Source organism: Streptomyces antimicrobicus (assembly GCF_020532625.1).
GTDB classification, from domain to species: Bacteria; Actinomycetota; Actinomycetes; order Streptomycetales; family Streptomycetaceae; genus Streptomyces; species Streptomyces antimicrobicus.
In genome coordinates this window covers 1-26,445 of sequence record NZ_JAJAUY010000024.1, presented here as the reverse complement: position 1 = coordinate 26,445, position 26,445 = coordinate 1, and the positions used below count along the sequence as shown (strand labels likewise).

Sequence of the window (26,445 nt, the reverse complement as noted above, 5' to 3'; positions counted from 1 at the left end):
GGGGGTCGGCCAGGAGCCGGGCGGGAGCCGGTGGGGGGCGGGCGAGCTCTGGCTCGGAGCCGGTGAGGGGCGGGCAGGAGCAGCCGAGCTCCGGCCCGGAGTCGGTAAGGGTCGGCCGAGGTCCGGCCCGGAGCCGACAAGGGCCGGCCAGCGGGAGCGGCCAGCAGCTGGCCGAGACGCGGCCAGGGGCGGTCAGACCCGGCCCGGGGCGGTCGCAGGAGCCGCAGCCTGCAGGAGCCGCAGCCGCAGCAGCCGTGGCGGCGAGGCCGTGGCGGCGAGGCCGGCGAGGCCGCGGCGCGGCTCCCGTCCGCGGCCGCTACGGGCCCAGGACCACCACCGACTCCGCCGGTACGTGGAGCCGGCCGGTGGGGTCCGGGTGGGCGACGGGCTCCCAGGCGGCGAGGACGCGTACCCCGTTGCGGCCCAGCGCGACGGTGTGGGGCTCGGCCGAGAAGTTGGCCACGACGCGGAGGTCACCGCGGCGGAAGGTCACCCAGCGGCGTTCCTCGTCGTAGGCGATCCGTACGGCCGCCAGGTCCGGGTCGCGCAGGTCCGGCTGGGTGCGGCGGAGCCGGATCAGGGTGCGGTACCACTCCAGCAGCCGGGCGTGGGGCGTCTTCTCCCGTTCCGACCAGTCCAGGCAGGAGCGTTCCCGGGTGGCCGGGTCCTGCGGGTCGGGGACGTCCTCCGCGCGCCAGCCGTGGGCGGCGAACTCCCGGCGGCGGCCGGTGCGGACCGCCTCGGCGAGCTCGGGGTCCGGATGGTCGGTGAAGTACTGCCAGGGGGTGGAGGCACCCCATTCCTCGCCCATGAACAGCATGGGCACGAACGGCCCGGTCAGCACCAGCGCGGCGGCGCAGGCCAGCAGACCGGGGGAGAGGGAGGAGGACAGCCGGTCGCCTCGGGCCCGGTTGCCGATCTGGTCGTGGGTCTGGCTGTAGCCGAGGAAGCGGTGGGCGGGGGTCCGCCGCCGGTCGACAGGGCGGCCGTGGGTACGGCCGCGGAAGGAGGACCAGGTGCCGTCGTGGTAGAAGGCCCGGGTCATGGTCTTGGCGAGGGCCGCCAGCGGAGCGCGGGCGAAGTCGGCGTAGTAGCCCTGGGATTCGCCGGTCAGGGCGCAGTGCAGGGCGTGGTGGAAGTCGTCGTTCCACTGTGCGTGCAGGCCCAGCCCGCCGGCGGCGCGCGGGGTGACGGTGCGCGGGTCGCACTGGTCGGACTCGGCGATCAGGAACATCGGCCGGCCGGCCTCGGCCGACAGCTCGTCCACGGCCGCCGCGAGTTCCTCCAAGAAGGTCAGGGCCCGCCCGTCGGCCAGCGCGTGCACGGCGTCCAGCCGTAGTCCGTCGACGCGGTAGTCGCGCAGCCAGGCCAGGGCGCTGCCCAGGAAGTAGGAGCGGACCTCGTCGGAGCCGGGGGCGTCCAGGTTCACGGCGGCGCCCCACGGGGTGCGGTGGGTGTCGGTGAAGTACGGGCCGAAGGCGGGCAGGTGGTTGCCGGAGGGACCGAGGTGGTTGTGGACCACGTCCAGGACCACGCCCAGGCCGTGCCCGTGGGCGGCCTCCACGAAGCGGGCGAGGCCGGCCGGGCCGCCGTACGGCTCGTGGACCGCCCACGGTGCTACGCCGTCGTACCCCCAGCCGTGTCGGCCGGGGAACGGGCAGACCGGCATCAGCTCGACGTGCGTGACGCCGAGGGAGACCAGGTGCGGCAGCTGCGCGGCGGCCGCGTCGAACGTGCCCTCGGGGGTGAAGGTGCCGATGTGGAGCTCGTACAGGACGGCGTCCTGCAACGGCGTGCGCGGGACCGGCCACTGCCGCTCCGGTGGCACGAGCGCCGCCACGTCCACGACCGCCGAGAGCCCCTCGGGGCCGTCCGGCAGCCTTCGTCCGCGCGGGTCGGGCCGGGGGACCGGGTCGTCGTCGAGCAGGAAGCCGTAGCGGTCCCCGTCGGCGGCGGGGGCCGAGACGACCCACCAGCCGTCGCGTTCCCCGTCGGGCACCATGCGGTGCGTGTCGTCCCTCAGCCGCAGCGCGACCTGTTGTGCCTGTGGTGCCCACACCTCGAACTGCACGGACGTTCCCCTCGTGGCAAGCGGTGCCCAGCGGACCTGGCGTGGCCCATCATCCCTGGCCCGGCGGGGGAGTTCTGGACAGTTCGGGCAGGTCGGCCCGACAATCACCCTGTGACGTCCAGTTTCGAGTTTCCCGTGCATCCCGCGCCGCGGCTCACCGACGCCGAGCGCGACCGGGCGCTCGGCCTGCTCCGGGAGGGCGCGGCCCAGGGCCGCCTGTCGCAGGACACCTTCTTGCGCCGCATGGAACTGGCCCTGGTCGCCCGGCGTTCCGAGGACCTGGCGGTCCTCACCGCCGACCTCGTCCCCGCCGAAGGGGCCTGGTCGCGGCGGCTGTTCGGCTGGGTGGGCAGGGTCTCCGCCGTGACCGTCGGCATCCGCCGGGCCTGGAACGCCGAGCGGCTGCCCAAGCTGCTGCTGCCCCAGCCCAGCGCCGAGCCCCTGCGGATCGGCCGGGACCCGGGCAACGGACTGCGGCTCACCCACGAGACCGTCTCCCGCGCCCACGCCGAACTGAGCCTGCGCGACGGGCTGTGGGTGCTCAAGGACCTCGGTTCCACCAACGGCACCACGGTCAACGGCCGCCGCGTCACCGGCACCGCCGTCGTCCGGGAGGGCGACCAGGTCGGCTTCGGCCGCGTCGTCTTCCGCCTCTCCACCCACTGAGGACCGCACGACGCCGACCGGGTGACGCGGCGACGGGGCGGCCGGACCCGCGTGCCGACGGCTCATGTGCTGGCGACTCGGCGCGCCTGGGATCGTGGGACCGGTTTTCGGGCCTTGAGGGTCGTGGTGGTGCGGGTGGTCGGGCTGGTGGGGGTGGTGGCGTCATCCGGTGAGGGCCGTGAGGCGGCTGTAGGTGGCCAGGACCGTGCGGGACTGGTGTTCCACCTGGGTGGCCACCGGGACCCAGCGGGCCCGGAAGCGGTCCTCGAACGCCGCGCACCACACCGTCACCAGCCGCTCCAGCTCCGGCGCGGCCGCATGCCCGGCCGCGCGCAGCACCCGTAGCAGCATCGCCGCGGCGCGCAGCGGCAGCCGGCGCCCGAAGGCGTCGATGCTGCCCACGTACGCGGCGGTCGCCTCCGCCGGCACCTCGTCCCCCGTCCACGCCTCCGTGATGCGGGGGATCAGCTCCAGCGTCCAGTCCACCGCCCGGAGCAGCGGCCCGGCGAGTGCCTCGTCGCCCTCCGGCAGCCCGGAGCGGCTCGCGGCCAGCACCCGGGCCACCTGCCCGGACTCCTCGGCGAGCCGGCGGGCCAGGTCCGCCAGCGCGCGCCGGGGGTCGGGGTGCGGCGCCGGGTCGTCCACCAGGTCGCTCGCCCACATCGGGGCTTCGACGACGGCGGTCGTCCCGTCGTAGCGGTGGGCGTGGTACCAGGTGCTCAGCCGGGTGTCCTCCGCGTGGAACGCCCCGGCCGCTTCCGAGCCCCGTTGCGGCATCACGAAGATGCCGGGTCCGGGCGAGGGCCAGCCGGCGGCGTCCGAGGCTCCGGTCTCCACCGGGATCCGCAGCTCCGCCGCAGACTTCGCGAACGGCTCGGCCAGCCCCGGGATGTCCCGGGTCAGCTGGACCCAGCTGCCGCCGAGGTCGGTGCCGTGCAGCGAGACCTGGAGCAGCGGGCGCAGCTCGTCGATCAGCGCGGTGAGGACCAGCGTCTCCGGCGGCAGCCGGTCCGGGGGCAGGAGCGACGGCGCCCACTCGGGCTGTTCGGGACCGCGCGGGCGGAAGAAGTGCCGGTGGTAGTCGAGCAGCGAGTACGGCCGGGGCGTGCGGTGCAGGGCCGCGCCGTCCGGATCGGCGCACAGCAGCAGGTGCCAGCCGCAGCCGTCCCGGCGCGCCGGCTCGTGGATGACCCGGCGGGCCAGGGAGAGGGCGGTGGCACCGGCGACCGGTTCGTTGGCGTGGGCCCCGGCGACGACCAGGACGTTGCGGCCGCCGGAGGAGTCCGCCCCGACCGACAGCAGCCACAGCGGCCGCCCGCCCCGGGAGGTCCCGGCCCGGCGGAGCCGGACCAGCCCCGGGTGCTCGTCGGCCAGCGCGCGACCGGCCAGGGCGAGTTCGTGCGGGGTGGGGTAGCGGGTGTCACGGAAGAGGGTCACGGTGATGCTTTGCCCGCCGCACGGGCCTCGTACTGCTACCACCCCCGACCTCGTCCCCCGCCCCCGACCCGCAGGGCTGCCGTCCGCGCCCCGGAACGGGTGCCGGGCGTCGGCCTCGGTGACGACCGGCTTCTGCTCGTGTCGGCCTACTGCTGGTGCAGGCCGCGGCCGGCCAGGGTCAAGAAGGCCTCGCCCACGGCCTCCGACAAGGTCGGGTGGGCGTGGATGTGGTGGGCCACGTCGGACGGTTCGGCGTCCCAGCCCACCACGAGCTGGCTCTCGGCGATCATCTCCGACACGTGCGGGCCGACCAGGTGCACCCCGAGGACGCGCCCGTTCCGCTCCGCGACGACCTTCACCGTGCCGCCCTGCCCGTGCACCATCCCCTTGGCGACGGCCGTCAGTGGCAGGGAGTTGACGACCACGTCGTACGCCCGGCCCCGCGCCTCCGCCTCGCTGAGGCCCACGGAGGCGGTCTGCGGCGAGGAGTACGTCACCCGGGGCACCGCCGCGTAGTCCACCGGCACGGTCGGGACCCCCGCCAAGACCTCGGCCACCAGCAGCCCCTCCGCGAACGACGCGTGCGCCAGTCCCAGCGAGGGCGGCGGCAGCAGGTCGCCCACGACGTGGACGCCCGGGACCGGGGTCTCCAGCCGCGACCAGTCGGCCGGTGCCACGAAGCCCCGTTCGTCGGTGGTCAGCCCCGCCGCGGCCAGGTCCAGCCCGTCGGTCACCGGCACCCGGCCCACCGCCACCAGCAGCCGTTCGGCGGCGATCTGCCGCACCTCGCCGCGCGGGGTACGGACGGCCGCAAGGACCCCTGCGCCGGACCCGCCGCCCGGGCCCGACACCCCCGACACCCCGGACACCCCCGACACCCCGGACATCCCGGATGCCCCGGGCACACCGGATGCCCCAGGCGCACCGGACACCCCGGGCACCCTCGACCGGCCGACCGTGGCCGACTCCAGGCGCGCGCCCGTCAGGACGTCGATGCCCCGCTTCTTCAAGCCGCGCGCCACGTGCCGCGACACGTCGGCGTCCTCCAGCGGAAGCAGCCGGTCCGCGGCCTCGACGAGGGTCACCTCGGCGCCCATGGAGCGGTGGAAGGAGGCGTACTCCACACCGATCGCCCCACCGCCCAGCACCAGCACCGACGCCGGCAGCCCCGTCGCGAACAGGGCGTCGTCGCTGGTTACGACGGTGTGGCCGTCGGGTTCCAGCCCGGGCAGCACCCGCGGGCGGGACCCGGTGGCCAGGACGATCCCGCGCCGGGCGGTGAACTCGCGGCCGTCGTCCGTCCGTACGGACCGCGGCCCGGTCAGCCGCGCGCTCGCGGCGACCACATGGACTCCGGCGTGCCGCAGATGGGCCTCGACACCCTTGTGGTTGCGGGCCACGATGTCGTCCCGGGTGGCCGTCAGCGCCGCCCAGTCCACCGAGCCCACGTGCGCCTCGACGCCCCAGCGTTCGCGGGCTTCGGCGATGCCGTCGACGAGTTCGGCGGCGTGCAGCATCGCCTTGCTCGGGATGCAGCCCCGGTGCAGGCAGGTCCCGCCGACCTTGTCCCGCTCGACCAGCACCACCTCCAGGCCGAGCGCGGCGGCCCGCAGGGCGGTGCTGTATCCGCCGGTGCCGCCGCCGATGACCACGACGTCGGGGTGGGCGGGCGTGGGGGTGGAGTTCCGGGTGGGGATGGAGTCCCGGGTGGAGGTGGAGGTCCGGGTGGAGGTGGAGGTCCGGGTGCTCGTGGTGTTCGTCGGGGTCGCGGTGTCCATGGCTCTACCGTGCGGCGTGGGCCGGGCACAGGTCCAAGGCAATGATCTTGTCGCTCCCATGCACGCTGTTTATGGTGGCGGCCATGAGCCTGCGCCAGATGGAGTACTTCCTGACCGTCGTCGAGGAGTCCTCCTTCACCCGCGCCGCCGAGGCCCTGCACGTCACCCAGCCCGCCCTCTCGCACCAGATCAAAGCCCTGGAGCGCAGCGTGGGGGGCGAACTGCTGGAACGGATGACGCGCGGGGTCCGGCTGACCGCCATGGGCCGGGCGTTCCTGCCGCACGCCGAACGCGCCGTCCGCAGCGCCCGTCAGGCCGAGCGGGCGGCCCGCGCCGCGGCCGGCGCGGAGGGCGGCGAGCTGCACGTCGCCACCGTGCACGCCCTCGCCGTGGGCCTGCTGCCGCCGGTGTTCGCCCGCTGGCGCCGGCTCCACCCGGGGGTCGCGCTGGTGCTGCGGGAGTATCCCTCCACGCAGGCGTTGGAGGAGCAACTCGAACGCGGCGTCGCCGACCTCGCGGTCGGGCCGCGGCCCGCCTGCTGGGCCGGTCCGCTGGTCCCGCTCGGAACGGAGGAGATCGTCCTGGCGGTCCCCTTCGACGACCCCCTCGCGGGCCGGTCGGTGGTACGGCTGGAGGAACTCGCGGACCGGCCCTGGATCCGCTGCGCCATGGAGCCGGAGGTCGACGGCCGGCCGTTCCTCGACTGGGCCTGTGGCGCGGCCGGGTTCGTGCCGCGCACGGCGGTCCGGACCGAGCACACCACGTCGGCGGTACGGATGGCCGCGGCGGGCGTCGGCATCGTCGCGGTCCCCTCCCACATGGTGCGCGGGGCGCTGGGCGAGGACTGCGTGCTGCTCTCCGTGGACCCGCCCTGGAGCCGTGAACTGGCCCTGTTCTCCCGCGTCGAACTGACCGGCGCGGCGCGGGCGTTCGCCGACCTGCTCACTTCCTGACGGGTGGTCGGTCGCCTTGCCGCCGTGCCGGCTCGCCCCAGGCCCCGTCCCCCCGCCAGGTCCCCCCACCAGGCCCGCTGCCTCTCCTGCCGCCCGCCGCCTCACCGCCACCCGTCAGGTCCACCCGCCGCCTCACTCGCGACGCTCACCGCTGCCCCTCACCCGCCCGTCCCCCGCCGCAGCAGCAGCGTCACCGGCGCGGTGCGCAGCAGCTCGGCGACCGCGACCTCGCCCCGGTGCCGGGCACCGGGCGGCCCGAGGAGGGGGGACCAGTCGCCCGGGGGCAGCGGGAGCACCGTGGGGCCCCAGCCGCCCGCGCGGTCCAGCCGGTACGACAGCCGGGTCGCCACCGCCACCAGACCCGGCCCGCCCGCCTCGCCAGCCTCGCCTGCCTCGCCCGGCCCGCCATGCCCGCCATGCCCGCCCGACACACCCCGGCCGTAGGCCACCAGGTGGTCCGCCGCCGGGCCCCGGGCCGCCAGCGGGACGTAGTCGGTGAACAGCTCAGGCCGGTCGCGGCGCAGCCGCAGCAGGGCCGTCGTCAGCGCCAGCTTCTCCTCGGCCGGCCCGGCCGGTGCCGCCCCGGCGGACAGCCGGGCGAGCGCCTCCTCGGGGAACCGGACCGGGCGGCGGTTGTCGGGGTCGACCAGGGTCCGGCAGTCGGTCTCGCAGCCCTGGTAGACCTCCGGAACCCCCGGCATGGTCAGGTGCAGCAGTGTCAGGCCCAGCATGGTGACCCGGGCCGCCTCCGCCAGGTGCTCCGGGAGCTCGGCCTCGGCCGGGACGTGGGCGCCGACCTGCTCCTCGTACGCCTCGTCGGGTTCGGTCCAGCTGGTGCGCAGCGCGGCCTCGCGCACCGACTTCAGCAGCGCCTCCGTCAGCCGCGGCTCGCGGTCCGGCGCCGGGCCGAGGCCGAGGGAGGTCTGCCGGGCCACCCAGGCGAGCTGCGGGTCCGCGCCCGCCGGCCGGCCCATCGCCGCCGGGTCCTGCGACAGGGCCGCGATGCGGGCGCGGACGTCCGCGCTGCGCTTGGTGTCGTGGGTGGAGAGCACCGTGCCCGTGGCCGGCCAGTCCCGCTCGATCCGGGCGCAGTACGCGTGGAACTCCTCGACCGGCACCGCCGGCCGCCCCGGTTCGCCGCCCACCTCGTTCGCCGACAGCAGCGGGGCGTACCGGTAGAACGCCCGGTCCTCCAGCGACTTGGCGCGCAGCGCCGCCGAGGTCTGCGCGAAGCGGGCCGCGAACGCGCCGTCGGAACCCAGCAGTCGGGCCACGGCGTCCAGGTCCCGCGCCGCCACCCTGGACTCGGCCCGGCGTACGGCCTCCGGCGAGGGGCCCGGATCGTCCGGATAGGACCGGTACACCGGGTAGTCGATCAGCAACTCAGTGACTGCCGGGAGCAGTTCGGCTCCGGCCATCCGGCCGAGCGTCGCCAGCTCGGCGGCCAGGTCGACCGTGAGCACCGCCCGGGCGCACGCGTCCGCCGTCTCCTCCCAGTCCGGCAGCCCGGTGGACTCGGCGTAGGACCGCGCCAGTTCACGCGCCCCCTGCGGGTCCGTGAACAACCCGTCCAGGCGGCGCAGCGCGTCGTAGCCGGTCGTGCCCGCCACCGATCCCGCCCAGGAGGACGGCAGTCGCTCCTGCTCGGCCAGGATCTTCTCCACCACCACCCAGCACTCGCCCCCCACCTCCCGCCGCAGTCGCCGCAGATATCCGCCGGGGTCGGCCAGCCCGTCCACGTGGTCGATGCGCAGCCCCTCGGCCACCCCGTCCCGGACCAGCTCCAGCACCTTCCCGTGCGTCGCGGCGAACACCTCCGGGTCCTCCATCCGCACGCCGATCAGCTCGGCGATGGTGAAGAACCGCCGGTAGTTGAGGGCGGTGCGGGCCTCCCGCCACCACGCCGGGCGGTACCACTGCCGGGCCAGCAGTTCCGGCATCGGCAAGCCGGCCGTCCCCTCCCGCAGCGGGAACTCCCGGCCCCCGCAGACCAGTACGCCGTCCCGCACGTGCGGCGCGCAGTCCGCCAGCGGTCCGGGCAGCACCGGCAGCAGCACCTGACCGCCGCCCGCCGGCCAGTCGATGTCGAACCAGCGCGCGTACGGTGAGCCGGGCCCCGCCCGGAGCACCTCCCACAGCGGCCCGTTGAGCCGCAGCGGCGAAGGCACCGCCATGTGGTTGGGCACGATGTCCAGGACCAGGCCGAGCCCGTGCCGCCGGGCCGTGGCGGACAGCGCCCGCAGCCCCGCCTCACCGCCGAGTTCCTCCCGCACCCGGGTGTGGTCCACCACGTCGTACCCGTGCGCCGAGCCGGGCACCGCCTCCAGCACCGGCGACAGGTGCAGGTGCGTGACGCCCAGCGAGGCGAGGTACGGTACGACCGCCCCGGCCGCCGCGAAGGGGAATTCCGGGCGCAGCTGGAGCCGGTAGGTGGCGCCGGGCCGCCGCCCGCCGTCCGGCCGCGAACCCGCGGCGGGACCTGCTCGGACGCCTGCCTCGGGGTCCGTGGACGGGCCGGTGTCGGTGCGCGCGTGGGTGCTCGAGTGCTGCGGGGTCATGAGAACGTACGTACCCAGCCTGGCCATTTCCGTGCCATCGCCCAGTGCATCCGGGTGACTGCGGGGCGTTAGCGTTCAGCGAGTGGTCTCCACCGTCGACACCTATCGCAGAGTCATCGCCCTGACCGGGCCCCTTCTCCCCCTCGTCTCCTTCCTCGCCCGACTCCCCGTCGCCATGTGCCAGTTCGGGAGCGTGCTGCTGATCGCCGGGACCAGCGGGTCCCTCGCCACCGCCGGCGTCGTCGGGGGCGCGCTCTCCGCCGGACAGGTGATCTGCGGGCCGCTCCTGGGCCGACTCGCCGACCGCCACGGGCAGCGGCCCGTGGTGCTGTCCGCCGCCGCCGTCAACGCCCTGGCCACCGGCGGTCTGGTCACCGCCGCCCTCGCCGGCCTCGGCACGCTCCCGCTCGCCGTGATCGGCGCGGTCACCGGGGCGTCCGTACCGCTGATCGGGCCGCTGGCCCGGACCCGTTCGGTGGCGCTGGCCCGCCGTGCCGGGGCCGACGAGGGCGTCGTGGGCGCCGTGCACTCCCTCGAAGGCACCCTCGACGAGGTCTCCTTCGTCATCGGACCCGCCGTCGTCGGGCTCGCCGCGCTGCTCGCCCACCCGGCGCTCGCCCTCGCCGGCGCGGCCGCCCTCGTCGCCGTCTTCGCCACCGCCTTCGCGCTGCACCCGACCGCCGCCGTCACGGCCGGCCGCAGCGGCGTACGGCGTGGCGTACCGCGCGGTGTCCCGCGCGGCCTACGGGACCGGGTCGGCCGCCACCCCGTCCCCGACCGGACGGACCCGGGGGACCGGACGGACCCCGGGGACCGGACGGTCCTGGGCGGCCGGACGGACCGGGGAGACCGGAGCGGCCGGCGCGGGCCGCGCGAGCGGCAGCCGGGCGTGGTGCACGCCGTGCGCGGCTCGCTCGCCCTCCAGGGCGCCATGTTCGGCGGCTGCCAGGCCGGCATCGCCGCGCTCACCGACAGGCTGGGCGTGCCCGGGCAGGCCGGCCTCGTGTACGCCGCCATGGGCGTGATGAGTGCGGTCGTCGGCCTGGCGCTGGGGGCGCTGCCCGCCCGGATCGGACTGCGGCTGCGCTGGCGGGTGGCCACCGGCGCCGCGCTGGTGCTGTCCGTGCCGCTGCTGTTCACCGGCGGCCTGTGGGCCCTGTACGCCGTGGTGACCGTCCTCGGCGCCGCCTACGCACCCCACCTGATCACCGCGTTCGCGCTGACCGAACGGGCGGTCGCACCCCAGCGGCTCGCCGAGGCGATGGCCTTCGCCGCCAGCGCCCTGGTCGCCGGGCAGGCCGTGGGCCTGGCCGTGGCCGGGCGGCTCGCCGAGGGGTACGGGCCGGTCGGGGCCTTCGCGGTCGCGGTGGGCGCGGCCGCCGCCTGCCTGGTCCTGGCGCTGGCCACCCGGGTGCCCCCGGCCCGCACGCACACCCCGCAGGCCGCGGGAACCGGCCCCGCCGCGCCGGAGGCGCCGGGGCCGGTCGCCTACGCCGGCCGCTGAAGCACGACCAGACTGCGGTCCTTCAGCGTCACCCGGTCCCCGGCCGCGTACTGCGGCCCGGTACCGGGTGGCAGGACCTCCGCCCGGGCGGTGTCGACCACCAGCCGCCACCGGTCGCCGTGCCCGGCCGGGAGCGTGAAGTCCTGCGGGTCGGGGCTGGCGTTGAACATCAGCAGGAACGAGTCGTCGGTGATCCGCTCCCCGCGGGAGCCCGGTTCGGAGATCGCCTCGCCGTTGAGGAACACCGTCAGCGCCCGCGCGTTCTGCGACTGCCAGTCCCGGGCCCGCATCTCCTCGCCGTGCGGGGTGAACCACGCGATGTCCGACAGCTCGTCGTGCGTGCCCTCCACCGGCCGCCCGTGGAAGAACCGCCGCCGCCGGAACACCGGGTGGTTGCGGCGCAGCCACACCATCTGCCGGGTGAACTCCAGCAGCGCCGGCGGTGGTTTGCCCGGCTCGGGCCACTGCACCCACGACAGTTCGTTGTCCTGGCAGTAGGCGTTGTTGTTGCCGCCCTGGGTGCGGGCGAACTCGTCGCCGTGACTGATCATCGGCACGCCCTGCGACAGCATCAGCGTCGCGACGAAGTTGCGCATCTGGCGGGCCCGCAGTTCCAGGACGGCCGGGTCGTCGGTCGGCCCCTCGACCCCGCAGTTCCAGGAGCGGTTGTACGTCTCGCCGTCCCGGTTGCCCTCCCGGTTGGCCTCGTTGTGCTTCTCGTTGTACGAGACCAGGTCGTGCAGGGTGAAACCGTCGTGGCAGGTGGTGAAGTTGATCGACGCCAGCGGTCGCCGGCCGTCGTCCTGGTAGAGGTCCGAGGATCCGGTGAGCCGACCGGCGAACTCCGCCAGTGTCCGCGGCTGGCCGCGCCACAGGTCGCGCACGGTGTCGCGGTACTTGCCGTTCCACTCGGTCCACAGCGGCGGGAAGTTGCCCACCTGGTAGCCGCCCTCGCCCAGGTCCCAGGGCTCGGCGATCAGCTTCACCTGGCTGACCACCGGGTCCTGCTGCACCAGGTCGAAGAACGACGACAGCCGGTCCACCTCGTGGAACTGCCGTGCCAAGGTGGCCGCCAGGTCGAAGCGGAAGCCGTCCACGTGCATCTCGGTGACCCAGTAGCGCAGCGAGTCCATGATCAGCTGGAGGACGTGCGGGGACCGCATGAGCAGCGAGTTCCCCGTGCCGGTGGTGTCGGTGTAGTAGCGCGGGTCGTCGGCCAGCCGGTAGTACGAGGCGTTGTCCAGGCCCCGGAAGGACAGCGTCGGACCCAGGTGGTTGCCCTCGGCGGTGTGGTTGTAGACCACGTCGAGGATCACCTCGATGCCGGCCTCGTGCAGCGCCCGCACCGCCGACTTGAACTCCAGCACCTGCTGCCCGCGATCGCCGGAGGCGTAGCCGTTGTGCGGCGCGAAGAAGCCGATGGTGTTGTAGCCCCAGTAGTTGCTCAGCCCGTCGTCGACCAGCCGGTGGTCGTGCACGAACTGGTGCACGGGCATCAGCTCCAGGGCCGTCACCCCCAGCTTGACCAGGTGCCCGATCACCGCGGGGTGGGCGAGGGCGGCGTAGGTCCCGCGCAGTTCCTCCGGGAGGTCCGGGTGACGCATCGTGAGGCCCTTGACGTGGGCCTCGTAGAGCACCGTGTGGTGGTACTCGGTGCGCGGCGGCCGGTCGTTGGCCCAGTCGAAGTACGGGTTCACCACCACCGAACTCATCGTGTGCGGGGCGGAGTCCAGGTCGTTGCGCGAATCGGGCCGCCCGAAGTGGTAGCCGTAGACCTCCTCGCCCCAGGAAACGGCTCCGCTGATCGCCCGGGCGTAGGGGTCCAGCAGGAGTTTGGCGGCGTTGCAGCGCCGCCCGCGCTCGGGTTCGTACGGGCCGTGCACGCGGAAGCCGTAGCGCTGGCCCGGCATCACCCCGGGCAGGTAGGCGTGGCGTACGAAGGCGTCGGTCTCGCGCAGTTCGACGGCGGTCTCCGAGCCGTCGTCGTGCAGGAGGCACAACTCGATCCGTCGGGCGGCCTCCGAGTAGACCGCGAAATTGGTGCCAGCGCCGTCGTACGTGGCGCCCAGCGGGTACGACTGTCCGGGCCAGACCTGCATAGCTGCGACTCTTCCACTCCTGCCTGTCCGGCATCGTCTCGTCCGAGCACCGATCTTCCCCGAAAGAGGGGCGTCGCGTGGCAACTTGGGTTGGTCCTGCCGGGTGACCCCGTAGAGCCGATATGCGGGTAGGCGGACTGTGTGCGGATCCGATAATGGGTCAACCGGCGGTCCGTGTACGAGGCATCGGGCTGCACCGGGCCGTTTCCGCGGAGTACCCTTCCTTGATCACTGGAGGGGTAGCGGAAGGCGGTGCACGGGTGAGCTCGGGAGGTCTGGAGCTGCCCCCTGGTGACGGCGGTCACGAGGGCGGCCCTGCGGCGGACGCCCCCGGTGGCGGCCCCGGCGGGGTCGCGACCGGGGCGGTGTCCCTGGCGGGCCCGGCGACGGCCGGGACGGCGGGCACCGGCGTCGAGCTGGACTGGGGCGCGGACGCCTGGACCGAGGTCCGCACCCGCGCCCAGCGCGCCGGCCGTGCGTACATCTGGCTGAATCTCATCGAACAGCGGCTACGGGCCGTCGTCGGGGCGGTGCTGCGGCCGATCTACGAACCCGTGCACGGCGAGGACGACTGGGTGGTCGCCGCCGCCGGGCCCGCCGGGCAGGAGTGGGTGCAGCGGGCCGTCGCCGTCCGCGAGGTCAGCCGCCGCAAGGGCTATCTGCTCGACCCGGCCGACGACAACGTGCTCAGCTTCCTGACGCTGCCGCAGCTGCGCGAGCTGATGGTCCAGCACTGGCCCTGCTTCGAGCCCTACTTCGACGACCGGCGCGAGATCGAGCTGGCGCTGGACGAGCTGGAGGTCACCCGCAACGTCGTCTCCCGCAACCGCGCCCTGTCCCGGGCGGTGCTGTCCCAGGCGGAACGGGCCTCGGCGCGGCTGCTGGAGGTGCTCGGCGGGGGCGCCGGGAGCCCCTCGGCGGAGCGGCTGCCGATCGACGCCGTCGAGGACCTGGTCGGCGACCGGTACGCCGACGTCGTCTCCGTCCATCCCGACCGGGTCCGGCTCCAGCGGCAGCTGCCGGCGGAGGACCTCTTCGGCGGGGCGCGCCGGCTCGACGCGATCGGGATAGGCCTGAACCTGCTGGTCCAGAACTACTCGGGGCGAAGACTCGTCCGGCTGGTGGAGGCCGGCTGCCGGGTGCGGCTGCTGTTCCTCAACCCGGCCAGCAGCGCGGTCAAACGGCGCGAGCGGGAACTGGGGCTGCGCAAGGGCGAGCTGAGCCGCTCGGTGGAGATGAACATCCTGCACGTGCGCCGGGTGCGGGCCGGGCTGCGCGACCCCTCCGGGTTCGCCATCCACGTCTTCGACGAGACCCCGCGGTTCACCGCGTACCTGGTGGAGGGCGAGTCCTCGGGGATCGCCGTGGTGCAGTCGTACCTGCGGCGGGCGCGCGGCATGGAGGCGCCGGTGCTCGTGCTGCGCGGCGGCGGACGCAGTGTCACACGTGACGTGGATCACGGCCTGTTCCCCACGTACCGGGAGGAATTCGAGTCCGTGTGGGAGGACTCCCGCCCGGTGTCGTGACTGTCAGTGGCGCATGGCAGGCTGAAAGTCGTTGTCCGGGCGAGTGGTCCGGCGGTACGGGGGAGGCGCGCGCCATGGGGGAGTGGCACAGGGGAGAGCTGGTCGGATTCGACCTGGAGACGACCGGCACGGAGCCGGGGGAGTCGCGGATCGTCACCGCCGCGGTGGTGGAGGTGCGGGACGGGGAGGTGCGCGGACGCCGGGGCTGGCTCGCCGATCCGGGCATACCGATCCCCGAGCAGGCGTCGGCGATCCACGGCATCAGCACCGAGCGGGCGGCCGCGCAGGGCCGGCCGGCCCGGGAGGTGGCCGACGAGGTCGCCCGGACCCTGGTGGAGCGGTGGCGCGGGGGCGCCGTGGTCGTCGCGTACAACGCCGCCTTCGACCTCACCCTGCTGACGGCGGAGCTCGCCCGGCACGGCCTGCCCTCGCTCGCGGACCGGTTGGGCGGCGCCGCGACCGGTCCGGTCGTGGACCCGCTGACCATCGACCGCGCGGTCGACCGCTACCGGCGCGGCAAGCGGACCCTGGAGGCCGTCTGCGAGGTCTACGGGGTCGCGCTGGACCACGCCCACGACGCGGGGGCGGACGCGCTGGCCGCGGTCCGGGTGGCGCGCGCGATAGCCGCCCGCCACCCGCGGGTGGCGGAGCTCACCCCGGCGGACCTCCACGCCCGCCAGACCACCTGGTACGCCCACTGGGCCGAGAACTTCCAGTCGTACCTCCGCCGCCAGGGCACCCCGGACGCAGTCATCGACACCTCCTGGCCACTGCGCTCCTTGGCGCCGGCGGCGGCTTGAGGGGGACGGGGTTGGGGGAGCCCGGCGGGGGCGTGAGCTCGGCGTGGGGTGAGATGCGGCGTGGGGTGAGGCGGGCGTGGGAGGGCGACGCGGGCGCGCGAATGCGGGCGGGCGGGTCGCGATGCCCGGGTCGGCTGATGCCGTGTCGGGCGGGCGCCGCCTGGCTGGCGGGCGGGCTGGGGGGTGACGGCCTGAGGGTGCCACGGCTTGGCGAGGGTGGTGCGTCGGGCGAGGCGTGGGGTGAGGCGGGCGTGGGCGGGCGCGCGAATGCGGGCGCGGAGGCCGCGATGCCCGGCTCGGCTGATGTGTGTTCGGCGGGCGCCGGCTGGCTGGGGGCGGGCTGAGGGATAACGGTCTGGCGGGTGCGGGTGCGGGTGCGGGTGCGGGTGCGGGTGCGGGTGCGGGTGCGGGTTCGGTCGCGGAGGCTGAGGGCGGCATCGGCCGGGTCGTCTCGGTCGGCTCCCGTCGTTCGAGGCCACCGGCATTCCGCCGGAGCACGCAAAAGGGGGCCGAAGGCCGCGACGAGCCCGCCGATCACGTACCCGGAGGCCCACGCGGCGGCCTGAGCGCCAAGGTCCACCTCGCCGCAGAGGGGCCATGGACGGCCGCTGCCCTGACCGCCACGGCGGGCCAGGTCGGCGAGGCCGGTGACGCACCTGTCCTCGAAGCGGTCATGGCCCGCACGCGCGTGCCGCGAGGCGGCCCGGGCAGGCCGAGAACACGGCCCTTGGCCGTGCTCGCGGACCGGGGGCCTGCTCCGCCCGCGCCATCCGGTCCCACCCGCACCGCCGCGGGATCCGTGCGGTCGTTCCACAGCCGTCCGACCAGGTCGGCCTCGGCCTGCGGCGAGGCCCGCAGGCGAGGCGGCCGCCCACCAGGCTCCGAGCCAGAGGCCTACCAGCAGTGGAACACCGTCGAACGCCGCCCCGACCGACTTGAGCAGTGGCGCGGCCCGACGTCGATGATCGGCGACGGCGGCAGCCACCCGGCGGCCTAGGAAGCGGGCGGCTTGGGGACGACGTCGCGCAGGCGGTCGAGGAGGACCCTGGCCGCGGGGCTCGCAGGGCCGCCGGACTGCCACGCCAGCACGATGCGGGCCCGCATCTCGGGCCGAACGATCCGCAGGGTGCGAAGGTGCCCGTCGAGGGGCGACCCGTCCTCACCGGCAGGTACCACGGCGATGCCCAGTCCCCGCGCGGCGAGTCGCGAGAGCACGTGCGGGGCTGCCGCCTCGAAGGCCACGCGGGGCCGGAATCCCGCCTGCGCACAGCCCCGTTCGAGCGCCGTGCGCACCCCGGTGCCGCGCGGCAGGCAGATCAGCGGCCGGTCCCGCAGTTCGGCGAGCGGGACGCTCGTACCGTCGACGCGGTCGAGCACCGGATCACCGGGCGCGACAGCGGCGACCAGCGGGACATCGATCACTGTCTGGAAAGCCGCTCCGGGCGGGGGCACCTCCTCCGCCGTTCCGAGGATGGCGATGTCGAGCTCGCCGGCCAGGAGCGCGGCCAGCATCCGTTCCGTGGCGTCCTCGGTGAGAGCCACCTCCACCGCGGGGTGGGCGTCGTGGAAGTCCGCGAGTAAAGCGGCGATGTCGAAGGCGTGGCCGGTGGCGCCGGAGACCAGCCCGAGCGTGACCCGGCCGCGCAGCAGCCCCGTGTACGCATCGACCGTCTGCCGCACCGACTCCGCCGCGGCGAGTGCGGCGCGGGCGTACGGCAGGACCACCCGGCCGACCTCGGTGGGCGTCACCGACCGGCCGGTGCGGTCGAGCAGGGGCTGTCCCAGCTCCTTCTCCAGCTGGCGGATCTGGGCGCTGAGGCCGGGCTGGGTCAGGTGCAGCCGGGCGGCGGCTCTGGTGAAACCGCCCTCCTCGACGACGCAGACGAAGTAGCGCAGCTGGCGGAGTTCCATAAGCAGCGATTCTAGTTCGCAGAAGAACTATCTACTGGTGTTATCGACCTGTCGGCCGCAGGCTTGATCACATGAAGAACGTGACGGCCCGCACGGGGAAGAGTGCCGAAGTCAGGGCAGCGATCGCGGCCGAACGCCGGGAACTGGCCGACCTGCTCGACACCTTGCGAACCGGCCAGTGGAACGAGCCGAGCCTCTGCGCGGGATGGCGCGTTCGCGAAGTGGCGGCGCACATGTCGATGGGGTTCCGGCTCTCCCTGCCCGCGATGCTCGGTGAACTGATCGGCGCGCGCGGGAACCTCCACCGCATGACCGATCGGGTCGCGCGCAGGGATTCGGCCGCCCACTCCACCGCCGCGCTCGCCGCCTTCCTGCGGGACAACGCCCACCATCCCTGGACGCCACCGGTCGGCGGGCTCACGGCGGCGCTCGGCCACGACGTCGTGCACGGACTGGACATCACCGTCGCCCTCGGCCTGGACCGGCGCGTACCCGAGAACCGGCTGCGCATCCTGCTCGACGACATCCGGCCCAGCAGCCTGAAGTTCTTCGGGGCCGACCTCGGCGGAGTGCAGTTGTGTGCCGAGGACCTCGACTGGTCGTACGGCTCCGGCTCACCCGTGTTCGGCGCCGCCCAGGACCTCCTGCTGTTGGCCTACGGGCGCCGGCTTCCGCACGGCCGGCTGCGGGGAGAAGCGAGCAACCGTTTCACGCGATCCGCCGAGGAGGCGTGAACCCGATGCGCACCCGCCTCCTGCTCGGTCTGTCCCTGTTCTCCACCGGTCTGCTCGCCGGAGCCTTCGCCTACGGCGCCGCCAACCTGGTCCCCACCTTCCGTTCCGTGCCGATCGACATGAGGCTCGACTTCCACACCGAGCTGATGAAGATGAACGGGATCACCGTGCAGGGGGCGATGGCGGTCTCGGCCCTCGGTGCCCTCGCCCTGGCCGCCCTGACCCGCGGACGAGCCCGAGTCCTCGCAGCCACCGCGGGGCTCCTGACCGTCGCGTCCTTCCTGATCACCCGGTTCGGGAACGTCCCGATCAACGGCCGCATCAAGCAGTGGGCCGCCACCGCGCCGCCGGCCGGCCATGAGGAGTTCCTGAGCCGCTGGGAACTGTTCAACGTTGCCCGTACCTGCACGGCCGCAGCCGCGTTCGTCCTCCTGATCTCTGTGGCCCTTCGCCGGGCGGGCAGGGGAGCGACCGAGCACCCCTGATCAGAAGGGGTGCCAGCGGACCTCTGGGGCGTGTTCGCGCAGGGAGGTGACGCGGCGGTGGAATTCGGCCAGGGCGCCGGGGTTGGTCGGGGCGTGCTGGGCGATCCAGGCGCAGCTGGCCGTCTCGCGTGCGCCGCGCAGCAGCGCGCAGCCCGGCCAGTCGCGTACGTCCCAGCCGTACGCCCGGACGAAGTCGGCGTAGGCCTCGTGCGCCAGTCCGTACCGGTCGCGGGACAGTGCCATCACCACCAGGTCGTGCTCGCGCAGGTCCGAGGAGAAGGTCTCCAGGTCCACCAGGACCGGCCCGTCGGGGCCGACGTGGACGTTGCGCGGCAGGGCGTCGCCGTGGATGGCCCCCGGGGGCAGCTGCGGCACCAGCTCGGCCACCTCCGCGGCGTAGGCGTCCCGCCGCGCCCGCAGGTACGCCGCGTCGGCGGGGTCGATGGCGTCCCCGGCCAGCCGTAGCCACCGCTCGACGCCGCCCAGCAGGTCCCGGCGCGGCAGGGCGAACGGGGGTGCGGGCAGGGCGTGCACCTGGCGCAGCAGCAGCGCCAGGTCCTCCGGCCCGGCCGGCCGGACGGCGTCCGGCAGCCGGTGCCACAGGGTCAGCGCATGCCCCAGGGCCCGGCGCGGCGCCGCCTCGGCCGCGCGGACCGCCGGCACGCCGGCTTCCGCCAGCCAGGCGGAGACGGCCAGTTCGCGTTCGGCGCGCTCCAGGAGTGCCGGGTCGGCCCGGCCCACCTTCACCACCAGGTCCCCGGTGGCGAACACCGCGTTCTCGCCGAGCGCCAGCAGCGACGCGCCCCCGCCCCCCTCGCGGCCGCCCGCGCCCGCGTCCGCGAGGCCGGCGGCGGCCAGCACCTCCCTGGCCCGTGCCTCGTCCATGTCGTACTCCGCGCTCGCGCTCGTGGTCGTCCGTCGTCGGTCGTCCGTCGTCGGTCGTCCGTCGTCCGTCGTCCGTCGTCCGTCGTCCGTCGTCCGTCGTCCGTCCCAAGTCTCACATCGTGTCACCTTGCCGCCGGCACCCCCGGCACCGCCCTGCTCCCACCCGTTCCCGCCGAATATCAGTTGCACGAGACGTCTCGTCTCGTCTAAGTTTCTCGGTATGACGACGACCTCGCGCCGCCCCGCCCACATCGCCATGTTCTCCATCGCCGCCCACGGCCACGTGAACCCGAGCCTTGAAGTGATCCGTGAACTCGTGGCCCGCGGCCACCGGGTCAGCTACGCCATTCCGCCCGCCTTCGCCGACAAGGTCGCGCAGACCGGCGCCACGCCGGTCCCGTACACCTCGACCCTCCCCACCGACGACGACCCCGACGCGTGGGGGACCGAACTCATCGACCAGATCTCCCCGTTCCTCGACGACGCGATCCAGGCGCTGCCGCAGCTCGCCGACGCCTTCGCCGGGGACGAGCCGGACCTCGTCCTGCACGACATCACCTCGTACCCGGCGATCGTCCTGGCCCGCCGCTGGGGCGTGCCGGCGATCTCCCTCTCGCCGAACCTCGTCGCCTGGGAGGGATACGAGGAGGAGGTGGCGGAGCCCCTGTTTGCCCCGCTCCGGGCGTCCGAGCGCGGCCGGGCGTACTACGCCCGCTTCCGCGGCTGGCTCGCCGAGAACGGCATCGACGAGGACCCCGACCGGTTCGTGGGCCGCCCGCGCCGCAGCCTGGTCCTCATCCCGCGCGCCCTCCAGCCCCACGCCGACCGGGTCGATCCGGCCGTGCACACCTTCGTCGGCGCCTGCCAGGGCGACCGCAGCGCCCAGGGGCACTGGGAGCGGCCGGCCGCCGCGCACGGCAAGAAGGTCGTGCTGGTGTCCCTGGGCTCGACCTTCACCAAGCAGCCGGCCTTCTACCGCGCCTGCGCCGACGCCTTCCGGGACCTGCCCGACTGGCACGTGGTCCTGCAGATCGGCCGGTTCACCGACGAGGCCGAGCTCGGGGACCTGCCCGCCAACGTCGAGGTCCACCGCTGGGTGCCGCAGCTGGACATCCTGCGCCAGGCCGACGCCTTCATCACCCACGCCGGCGCCGGCGGCTGCCAGGAGGGCCTGGCCACCGCCACCCCGATGGTGGCGGTCCCGCAGGCCGTCGACCAGTTCGGCAACGCCGACGTGCTGGCCGCCCTCGGCGTGGCCCGCCACGTCCCGATGGCCGAGGCCGACGCCGCCACCTTGCGCACGGCGGTCCTGGAGCTGACCGCCGACCCGGAGGTCGCCGCCCGGGCCGAGGCGATCCGCAAGGAGATGGCGGCCGAGGGGGGCACGGCGCGGGCCGCCGATCTCGTGGAGGCGGAACTGTCGTAGCCGTGCCCTACGGTGCCCCCATGACGCACACGAAGCCGAACCGGGCACCGAAGCCGACCTCCGCCCCGACGCCCGGACCGACCCCGGGGCCCCGGTCGGCCGGCGCGACGACGTACGCGGCACTGCTGCGCGGGATCAACGTCGGCGGCAGCAAGAAGGTCCCCATGGCCGAGCTGCGGACCGTCATGGAGGGGCTCGGCCTCGGCGACGTCCGCACGTACCTGCAGAGCGGTAACGCGGTGTTCCGCAGCGCCGACCCGGACCCCGAGGTGCTCGCCCGGCGGCTGGAGGCGGCCGTCGAGGCCCACTTCGGCTTCCGGGTGCCGTGCCTGGTCGTCGACGGCGGCTACCTGCGCGCCGTCGCCGACGCCTGCCCGTTCCCCGCCGCCGAGCTGGAGGGCAAGCAGCTGCACGCCACGTTCCTGTCGCAGCAGCCGGACCCGGAGCGCTTCGCGGGCATCGACGGCGCGGCCTTCCTCCCGGAGGAGTTCCGCCTCGGCGACAAGGTGATCTACCTCTACGCCCCCGAGGGCCTGGGCCGGTCCAAGCTCGGCGAGGTCCTGTCCCGCCCGGCCCTCCTCAAGGGCCTCGACGCCACCACCCGCAACTGGAACACGGTGGTCAAACTGGTGGAGCTCACCGCCTCCTGACCGGCGGTCACCGCCCGCGAAATTCGGATGTGCGGACCTGTCCGATGTTGTTAGGTTCGGCGCGTGCCGAAGTTGAATCAGATCATCGCCGTGGAGAAGGGCGTCAAGTCCAAGTCGCTCCAGGAACTGTCCCAGGCCCACCACGACGTCCAGAAGACCGCGCTGCTCGCCGGTATCTCCCGGACGTACCAGCCCAAGGACGAGGAGGGCGAGCAGCTGCCGCCCGAGTCCACGCGGGTCCAGGTCAAGGCCGAGGACGTGTTGCGCTCCATGGCGGGGACGCTGACCCGGCTGTTCGACGTGACCGCGACCAAGGACTGGGCCAACCGGACCGCCGCCGCCGACGTCGTCGTGGACGGCACCGTGCTGCTGCCGCAGGTGCCGGTGCCGTACCTGCTGTTCCTGGAGAAGCAGCTCACGGACCTGCACACGTTCGTCCGCAAGCTGCCCGTCCTCGACGCGTCGGAGTCCTGGAGCCAGGACCCGTCGACCGACTGCTGGAAGACGGACCCGGTGCGCACCGTCCGCACCAAGAAGGTCCCCCGCAACCATGTGAAGGCCGAGGCCACGGAGAAGCACCCGGCCCAGGTCGAGGTGTACTACGAGGACGTCCCCGTCGGGTACTGGACGACCGTGAAGTTCTCCGGCGCGCTGCCCGCCCGCCGCGTGAACGAGCTGCTCGACCGGGTCGAGAAGCTCCAGCAGGCCGTCAAGTTCGCCCGCGAGGAGGCCAACGGCGTCGAGGTCACCGACCAGCGGATCGGGGACGCGGTGTTCGGCTACCTGTTCCGGTAGCCTCATGATCGCCCTCCGTGCGAGCGGAGGGTGCGCGAAGAGCGCAAGCTGACACTGATGTTGAAGCTGACCGGCAGGCGGCGAGCCGCCGCCCGCCCTCACACTCAGATTCTCGCTCCAGTCTCAGCATTCGCCGCCGAACACCGGATCGACCGAGCGTGGACAGTCATCGACGGATGGGGGTTCAAGTCCCCTCTGCGCCTCTGCCGTGGCGCGGTAGTTCAAAGGTAGAACACGTCGATCTCAAAGTGATCCGCGACTCTTCAACGCCGCCGGTGTGCGCAATTGGGTGGCACTCAGGAGCCCGGGAGCTGGGTCTGCTCCCGGGCCCCGTCACGTCCTGGGCCCTGTCACGTCCTGGGCCCCGTCACCTCCTGGGCGCCGTCACGTCCCGGGCCCCGTCACGTCCCGTGCCGGGCCGGGCGCCGTAGGCTGCGGGCATGCGTTATCTGATCATCGGCGCGGGCGCGGTCGGCGCCACCATCGGAGGCCGGCTCGCCGAGGCCGGTTCGGACGTCGTCCTCGTCGCGCGGGGCGCCCACGCGCAGGCCCTCCGCGAACGGGGCCTGACCCTCACCACGGCCGAGGGCACCCGGGTGCACCGGCTCCCTGTCGTCACCGGCCCGTCGGAGCTCGGCGCACTGCGCCCCGACGACGTCCTCCTCCTGGGCGTCAAGACCCAGGACGCCGTCGCCGCGCTCGACGCGTGGGGCGGGGCGGAGGTCGCCGGCGGCGGCACGGCCGCGCAGCGGCTGCCGGTGTTCTGCGCGCAGAACGGGGTCGAGGGCGAGCGCATGGCGCTGCGCCGCTTCGCCCGCGTGTACGGGATGTGCGTGTGGCTGCCGTCGGACTTCCTGGAGCCGGGACGCGTCTCGGCGCTGTGCGCTCCGCGCACCGGGATCCTGCACGTCGGCCGGGCCGCGGGCGGCGCCGACGCGACCGCGCGGCGCTTCGCCGAGGACCTGGAGAAGGCCGGGTTCGAGGCGCCGGTCGTCGAGGACGTGATGCGCTGGAAGTACGCCAAGCTGCTGGGCAACCTCGGCAACGCCATCCAGGCCACCACCGGACCGGAGCCCGCCCCGGCCAAGGCGGCGCTGCTGCTGCGGGCGATCCGCGAGGCCAAGGCGGCGTACGCGGCGGCCGGCATCGCGTACGCCTCGACCGAGGAGGAGGCGCAGGCCCGCGACGGCAAGGCCGTGCCGCCGCCGGGTGTGCGGGGCGGCTCGTCGTGGCAGAGCCTGCAGCGCGGGACCGGCTCGATCGAGGCCGACTACCTCAACGGCGAGATCTCCCTGCTGGGCCGGCTGCACGGGGTGCCGACCCCGGTGAACGAGGTCCTGCGGCACGCCGCGAACATCTTCGCCCGCGAGGGCCTGCCCCCGGGCTCGATGTCCGTCGCGGACCTCACGGCCCTGGCGGACGAGGCCGAGGCCCGCAGCGCGTCGCACTAGCCGGACGGCATCCGCGGCGCGCCCGTCGAGGGCTTCAGGCCGAGAGGACCGGGGGGCGCAGGTGCGTCGGGCGCGGCGCCGCCAGGGCGCAGCTGTAGCGCTCCAGCAGCAGCGTCGCCAGTTCCGGGGCCGGACCCAGGACCGGGGCGACCACGTCCGCGCCGGCCGCCGTCGCGCCCGCGGCGATGCGGTCGGGGAGGCGGCCGGGTGCGATGACGTACGGGGCCACGGCCACGCGGCGGACCCCTTCGGCGCGCAGCGCCCGTACGGCGTCCTCCGTACGGGGCAGGGCCGCGGAGGCGAACGCAGGCCGCACGGCGCACCAACCGGTGTGCCGCCACTCCCGCGCGATTTCAGCGATCACTGCGATCGCCTCCGGGTCGGTGGACCCGGCGGACGCGAGCACCACACCGGTGGTGGCGCGGTCCGCCGGGGTGAGGCCCGCTTCCGCGAGGCGGCGCTCCAGCGCCGCCGTCAGCAGGGGGGACGGGCCGAGTACGTCCGCGATCCGGACGGTGAGTTCCGGCAGGCGGGCGGTGGCCTCCGCCAGCGCCGCCGGTATGTCGGCCTTCGCGTGGAAGGCGCGGGTGAGCAGCAGGGGCAGGGCCACGACCTCGCGGACCCCGGACAGGTACAGCGAGGCGAGCGCCTGGGACACCGACGGGGTGTCGAAGTCCAGGAACGCGGTCTCCACCCGGAGTCCCGGCCGCAGCGCCCGCACCCGCCCGGTCAGGGCGTGCACGGTCGCCGCGTGCCGCGGGTCGCGGCTGCCGTGGGCGATGACGAGCAGGGCCGGCCCGCCGGCGTCGCCGGACCGGGCCGCGCCGGCCGGCCCGATCGCGCCGGTGTGCCGCGGGGGCCGGGGCTGGTGGACGTACGGGGCACGCACGGCGGCCGTCAGCTCTGCGCCAGCAGGCCGCGGTTGCGCAGCACCCACCGCTCGACCGGGCTGAAGACCAGCAGGTCGATCGCGATGCCCACGACCAGGATCAGGATGATCGCCAGGAACACCCCGGGCAGGTCGATGTTGTTGCGGCCGTTCTCCAGCAGCTGCCCCAGGCCCAGGCCCAGGTCGGGCGAGGAGGCGATGATCTCCGCGGCCATCAGGGAACGCCACGAGAAGGCCCAGCCCTGCTTGAGCCCCGCCAGGTAGCCGGGCAGCGCGGCCGGCATGACCACGTACCAGGTGCCCTTCAGACCGGTGGCGCCCAGGGTGCGGCCGGCCCGCAGGAACAGCGGCGGCACCTGGTCCACGCCCGACACCAGGCCGTTGGCGATGGACGGCACGGCGCCCAGCAGGATCACCGTGTACATCATGGCGTCGTTCAGGCCGAACCAGAGCACGGCCGGCGGCACCCACGCCACCGACGGCAGCGACTGGAGCCCCGACAGGACCGGGCCGATCGCGGCCCGCACGAACTTCACCCGGGCCACCAGCAGGCCCAGCGGCGTGCCGATGGCCAGCGCCAGCAGGAAGCCGAACAGGCCGCGCGAGACCGAGGTCCAGATGATGTCGAACAGCGTGCCCTTGAGCCACAGGTCGGCCAGGCCGTCCCACACCGCGGAGGGCGCGGGCAGCTTGGTCGGGTCGGTGATGTTTGCCGAGACCAGGACCTGCCACACGGCGAGGACCAGTGTGACCGCCAGCGCCGGGGGCAGGACCTTCTTGACGAGGACCTCGCGGACCGGCGTACGGCGGATCTCGACGGCGTCCAGGGCGTCGAGGCCGGCCTCCAGACCGGCGAGGTCGTCCGCCTTGGCCTGGGGGGCGGTGTCAGTGCTGGCCATGGCGGCGGATCTCCCCACGCAGATGTTCAGTGATCTCCAACGACAACTCCGCGACCGCCGCGTCCTCGATCCGGCGCGGCTGCGGGATGTCGACGGTCCATTCCTCGGCCACCCGGCCGGGCCGGGAGGAGAGCAGGACCACGCGCTGGGCCAGGCGCACGGCCTCGCGCACGTTGTGGGTGACGAAGAGGACCGAGAGGTTCGTCTCCTCCCAGATGCGGGTCAGCTCGCCGTGCAGGACGTCACGCGTGATGGCGTCCAGGGCCGCGAACGGCTCGTCCATCAGCAGCAGGTCACTGGCCTGGGCCAGGGCCCGGGCCAGCGCCACGCGCTGGCGCATGCCGCCCGACAGCTCGTGCACCCGCTTGCCGTAGGCGCCGCCGAGCCGGACCAGCTCCAGCAGACGCTCCGCCTCCGGCCGGCGCTCGGCCTTGGGCACGCCGCGCAGCCGCAGCGCGAGCTCGATGTTCTTGCCCGCGGTCAGCCACGGGAAGAGCGCGTGCTCCTGGAACATCAGGGCCGGGCGGCCGCCCGGGGTCCGGATCGAGCCCGCGGACGGCGCGTCGAGGCCCGCGACCAGGTTGAGCAGGGTGGACTTGCCGCACCCCGACGCGCCCAGGAGGGTGACGAACTCGCCGGGCGCGACATCGAGGCTGATGTCGTCCAGGACGAGCTGCGTACCGGCCGGGCCGGTGAAGGACTTCGAGACGTGCTCGATACGGGCGGCGGGCTCCGCCGCCACCGCGGTGGTGCCCTCGGCAGCCTTGGCAAGCGTCGTGGCCATGATCGTCACCTCCTGGGGACGTACGGAACGTGCGGGGGGTTACTCGGCGCCGAGACCGGCGTCGGGGACCGGGGGCTTCCCGGCCGCCGCCAGGACCTTGTTCAGCGGCCCCAGGTCGTAGATGCCGGTCAGGTCGGGCTGCTC

At 74.4% G+C, this 26,445-nt stretch carries 20 protein-coding genes and 2 pseudogenes; 12 read left to right on the top strand and 10 right to left on the bottom strand.

What is annotated here, in order from left to right:
* Nucleotides 1-316 precede the first annotated feature (316 nt).
* Nucleotides 317-2,071 carry a malto-oligosyltrehalose trehalohydrolase gene (gene treZ / locus LG632_RS09295; protein ID WP_226726419.1) on the bottom strand — a complete coding sequence of 585 codons (1,755 nt, stop codon included), beginning with the start codon at nucleotides 2,069-2,071 and terminating at the stop codon, nucleotides 317-319.
* A 111-nt stretch (nucleotides 2,072-2,182) separates the two neighbouring features.
* Between treZ and LG632_RS09290 the strand changes: the two genes are divergently transcribed.
* A complete protein-coding gene (locus LG632_RS09290) occupies nucleotides 2,183-2,737 on the top strand; it encodes an FHA domain-containing protein (RefSeq protein ID WP_226726418.1) in 555 nt (184 codons plus the stop codon).
* A gap of 162 nt (nucleotides 2,738-2,899) precedes the next feature.
* On the opposite strand, the gene LG632_RS09285 is transcribed toward LG632_RS09290, so the two are convergent.
* Together LG632_RS09285 and LG632_RS09280 are read right to left on the bottom strand one after the other, a co-directional pair.
* Nucleotides 2,900-4,174 (bottom strand): M14 family zinc carboxypeptidase, encoded by a 1,275-nt coding sequence (locus tag LG632_RS09285; protein WP_226726417.1) that lies wholly within the window; start codon nucleotides 4,172-4,174, stop codon nucleotides 2,900-2,902.
* Nucleotides 4,175-4,320: 146 nt separating this feature from the next.
* The gene (locus tag LG632_RS09280; protein WP_226726416.1) at nucleotides 4,321-5,952 is read right to left on the bottom strand and encodes an FAD-dependent oxidoreductase; all 1,632 of its coding nucleotides are present in this window, start codon (nucleotides 5,950-5,952) and stop codon (nucleotides 4,321-4,323) included.
* A gap of 83 nt (nucleotides 5,953-6,035) precedes the next feature.
* Here LG632_RS09280 and LG632_RS09275 point away from each other — a divergent pair, with 83 nt between their 5' ends.
* A complete protein-coding gene (locus tag LG632_RS09275) occupies nucleotides 6,036-6,905 on the top strand; it encodes a LysR family transcriptional regulator (protein ID WP_226726415.1) in 870 nt (289 codons plus the stop codon).
* Between the two features lie 158 nt (nucleotides 6,906-7,063).
* Here LG632_RS09275 and treY read toward each other — a convergent pair whose 3' ends face one another.
* Complete coding sequence (treY, locus tag LG632_RS09270) at nucleotides 7,064-9,463, bottom strand: malto-oligosyltrehalose synthase (RefSeq protein WP_226726414.1); 2,400 nt, start codon at nucleotides 9,461-9,463, stop codon at nucleotides 7,064-7,066.
* Nucleotides 9,464-9,545: 82 nt separating this feature from the next.
* Between treY and LG632_RS09265 the strand changes: the two genes are divergently transcribed.
* On the top strand, nucleotides 9,546-10,967 hold the full coding sequence (locus tag LG632_RS09265) for an MFS transporter (protein ID WP_226726413.1): 1,422 nt from the start codon (nucleotides 9,546-9,548) through the stop codon (nucleotides 10,965-10,967).
* Here LG632_RS09265 and glgX read toward each other — a convergent pair.
* Nucleotides 10,952-13,066, bottom strand: coding sequence for a glycogen debranching protein GlgX (glgX, locus tag LG632_RS09260; RefSeq protein WP_226726412.1), 2,115 nt, complete (start codon nucleotides 13,064-13,066; stop codon nucleotides 10,952-10,954). The two genes, LG632_RS09265 and glgX, sit on opposite strands and share 16 nt — an antisense overlap.
* A 260-nt stretch (nucleotides 13,067-13,326) precedes the next feature.
* On the opposite strand from glgX, the gene LG632_RS09255 reads away from it, so the two are divergent.
* From LG632_RS09255 to LG632_RS09245, 3 genes and pseudogenes are all read left to right on the top strand, one after another.
* Nucleotides 13,327-14,592: a DUF5919 domain-containing protein gene (locus LG632_RS09255; RefSeq protein ID WP_226726411.1), complete on the top strand. Its 1,266-nt coding sequence runs from the start codon at nucleotides 13,327-13,329 to the stop codon at nucleotides 14,590-14,592.
* A 74-nt stretch (nucleotides 14,593-14,666) separates the two neighbouring features.
* Nucleotides 14,667-15,392, top strand: a complete 726-nt coding sequence (locus LG632_RS09250; protein WP_226726410.1) for a 3'-5' exonuclease — start codon at nucleotides 14,667-14,669, stop codon at nucleotides 15,390-15,392.
* A gap of 418 nt (nucleotides 15,393-15,810) precedes the next feature.
* Nucleotides 15,811-16,344: pseudogene (locus LG632_RS09245) on the top strand (transposase family protein); the annotation flags it as partial.
* 41 nt (nucleotides 16,345-16,385) lie between these two features.
* Here the strand turns inward: LG632_RS09245 and LG632_RS09240 are convergent.
* Entirely contained in the window at nucleotides 16,386-17,303 is a 918-nt protein-coding gene (locus LG632_RS09240; protein ID WP_226726409.1) for a LysR family transcriptional regulator, read from the bottom strand.
* 71 nt (nucleotides 17,304-17,374) lie between these two features.
* Between LG632_RS09240 and LG632_RS09235 the strand changes: the two genes are divergently transcribed.
* Together LG632_RS09235 and LG632_RS09230 are read left to right on the top strand one after the other, a co-directional pair.
* On the top strand, nucleotides 17,375-18,037 hold the full coding sequence (locus LG632_RS09235) for a maleylpyruvate isomerase family mycothiol-dependent enzyme (protein WP_226726408.1): 663 nt from the start codon (nucleotides 17,375-17,377) through the stop codon (nucleotides 18,035-18,037).
* A 5-nt stretch (nucleotides 18,038-18,042) separates the two neighbouring features.
* Nucleotides 18,043-18,522 carry an anthrone oxygenase family protein gene (locus tag LG632_RS09230; RefSeq protein ID WP_226726407.1) on the top strand — a complete coding sequence of 160 codons (480 nt, stop codon included), beginning with the start codon at nucleotides 18,043-18,045 and terminating at the stop codon, nucleotides 18,520-18,522.
* Here LG632_RS09230 and LG632_RS09225 read toward each other — a convergent pair whose 3' ends face one another.
* Nucleotides 18,523-19,407 (bottom strand): phosphotransferase, encoded by an 885-nt coding sequence (locus LG632_RS09225; RefSeq protein WP_226726406.1) that lies wholly within the window; start codon nucleotides 19,405-19,407, stop codon nucleotides 18,523-18,525. It lies immediately after the preceding gene.
* A 153-nt stretch (nucleotides 19,408-19,560) separates the two neighbouring features.
* On the opposite strand from LG632_RS09225, the pseudogene mgt reads away from it, so the two are divergent.
* From mgt to LG632_RS09205, 4 genes and pseudogenes are all read left to right on the top strand, one after another.
* Nucleotides 19,561-20,833, top strand: a pseudogene (mgt, locus tag LG632_RS09220) (macrolide-inactivating glycosyltransferase).
* Between the two features lie 20 nt (nucleotides 20,834-20,853).
* The gene (locus tag LG632_RS09215; protein ID WP_226726404.1) at nucleotides 20,854-21,483 is read left to right on the top strand and encodes a DUF1697 domain-containing protein; all 630 of its coding nucleotides are present in this window, start codon (nucleotides 20,854-20,856) and stop codon (nucleotides 21,481-21,483) included.
* Between the two features lie 63 nt (nucleotides 21,484-21,546).
* Nucleotides 21,547-22,278 (top strand): DUF7873 family protein, encoded by a 732-nt coding sequence (locus tag LG632_RS09210; RefSeq protein ID WP_226726403.1) that lies wholly within the window; start codon nucleotides 21,547-21,549, stop codon nucleotides 22,276-22,278.
* A gap of 440 nt (nucleotides 22,279-22,718) precedes the next feature.
* Nucleotides 22,719-23,729: a ketopantoate reductase family protein gene (locus LG632_RS09205; RefSeq protein WP_226726402.1), complete on the top strand. Its 1,011-nt coding sequence runs from the start codon at nucleotides 22,719-22,721 to the stop codon at nucleotides 23,727-23,729.
* A gap of 34 nt (nucleotides 23,730-23,763) precedes the next feature.
* Here LG632_RS09205 and LG632_RS09200 read toward each other — a convergent pair whose 3' ends face one another.
* From LG632_RS09200 to LG632_RS09190, 3 genes are read right to left on the bottom strand one after another with little or no spacing between them, the layout of a single operon-like run.
* On the bottom strand, nucleotides 23,764-24,567 hold the full coding sequence (locus LG632_RS09200) for a sirohydrochlorin chelatase (protein ID WP_226726449.1): 804 nt from the start codon (nucleotides 24,565-24,567) through the stop codon (nucleotides 23,764-23,766).
* Between the two features lie 59 nt (nucleotides 24,568-24,626).
* On the bottom strand, nucleotides 24,627-25,517 hold the full coding sequence (locus LG632_RS09195) for an ABC transporter permease (protein ID WP_226726401.1): 891 nt from the start codon (nucleotides 25,515-25,517) through the stop codon (nucleotides 24,627-24,629).
* Nucleotides 25,504-26,301, bottom strand: coding sequence for an ABC transporter ATP-binding protein (locus tag LG632_RS09190; RefSeq protein ID WP_226726400.1), 798 nt, complete (start codon nucleotides 26,299-26,301; stop codon nucleotides 25,504-25,506). Before LG632_RS09190 ends, LG632_RS09195 begins: the two co-directional genes overlap by 14 nt.
* Nucleotides 26,302-26,445 lie beyond the last annotated feature (144 nt).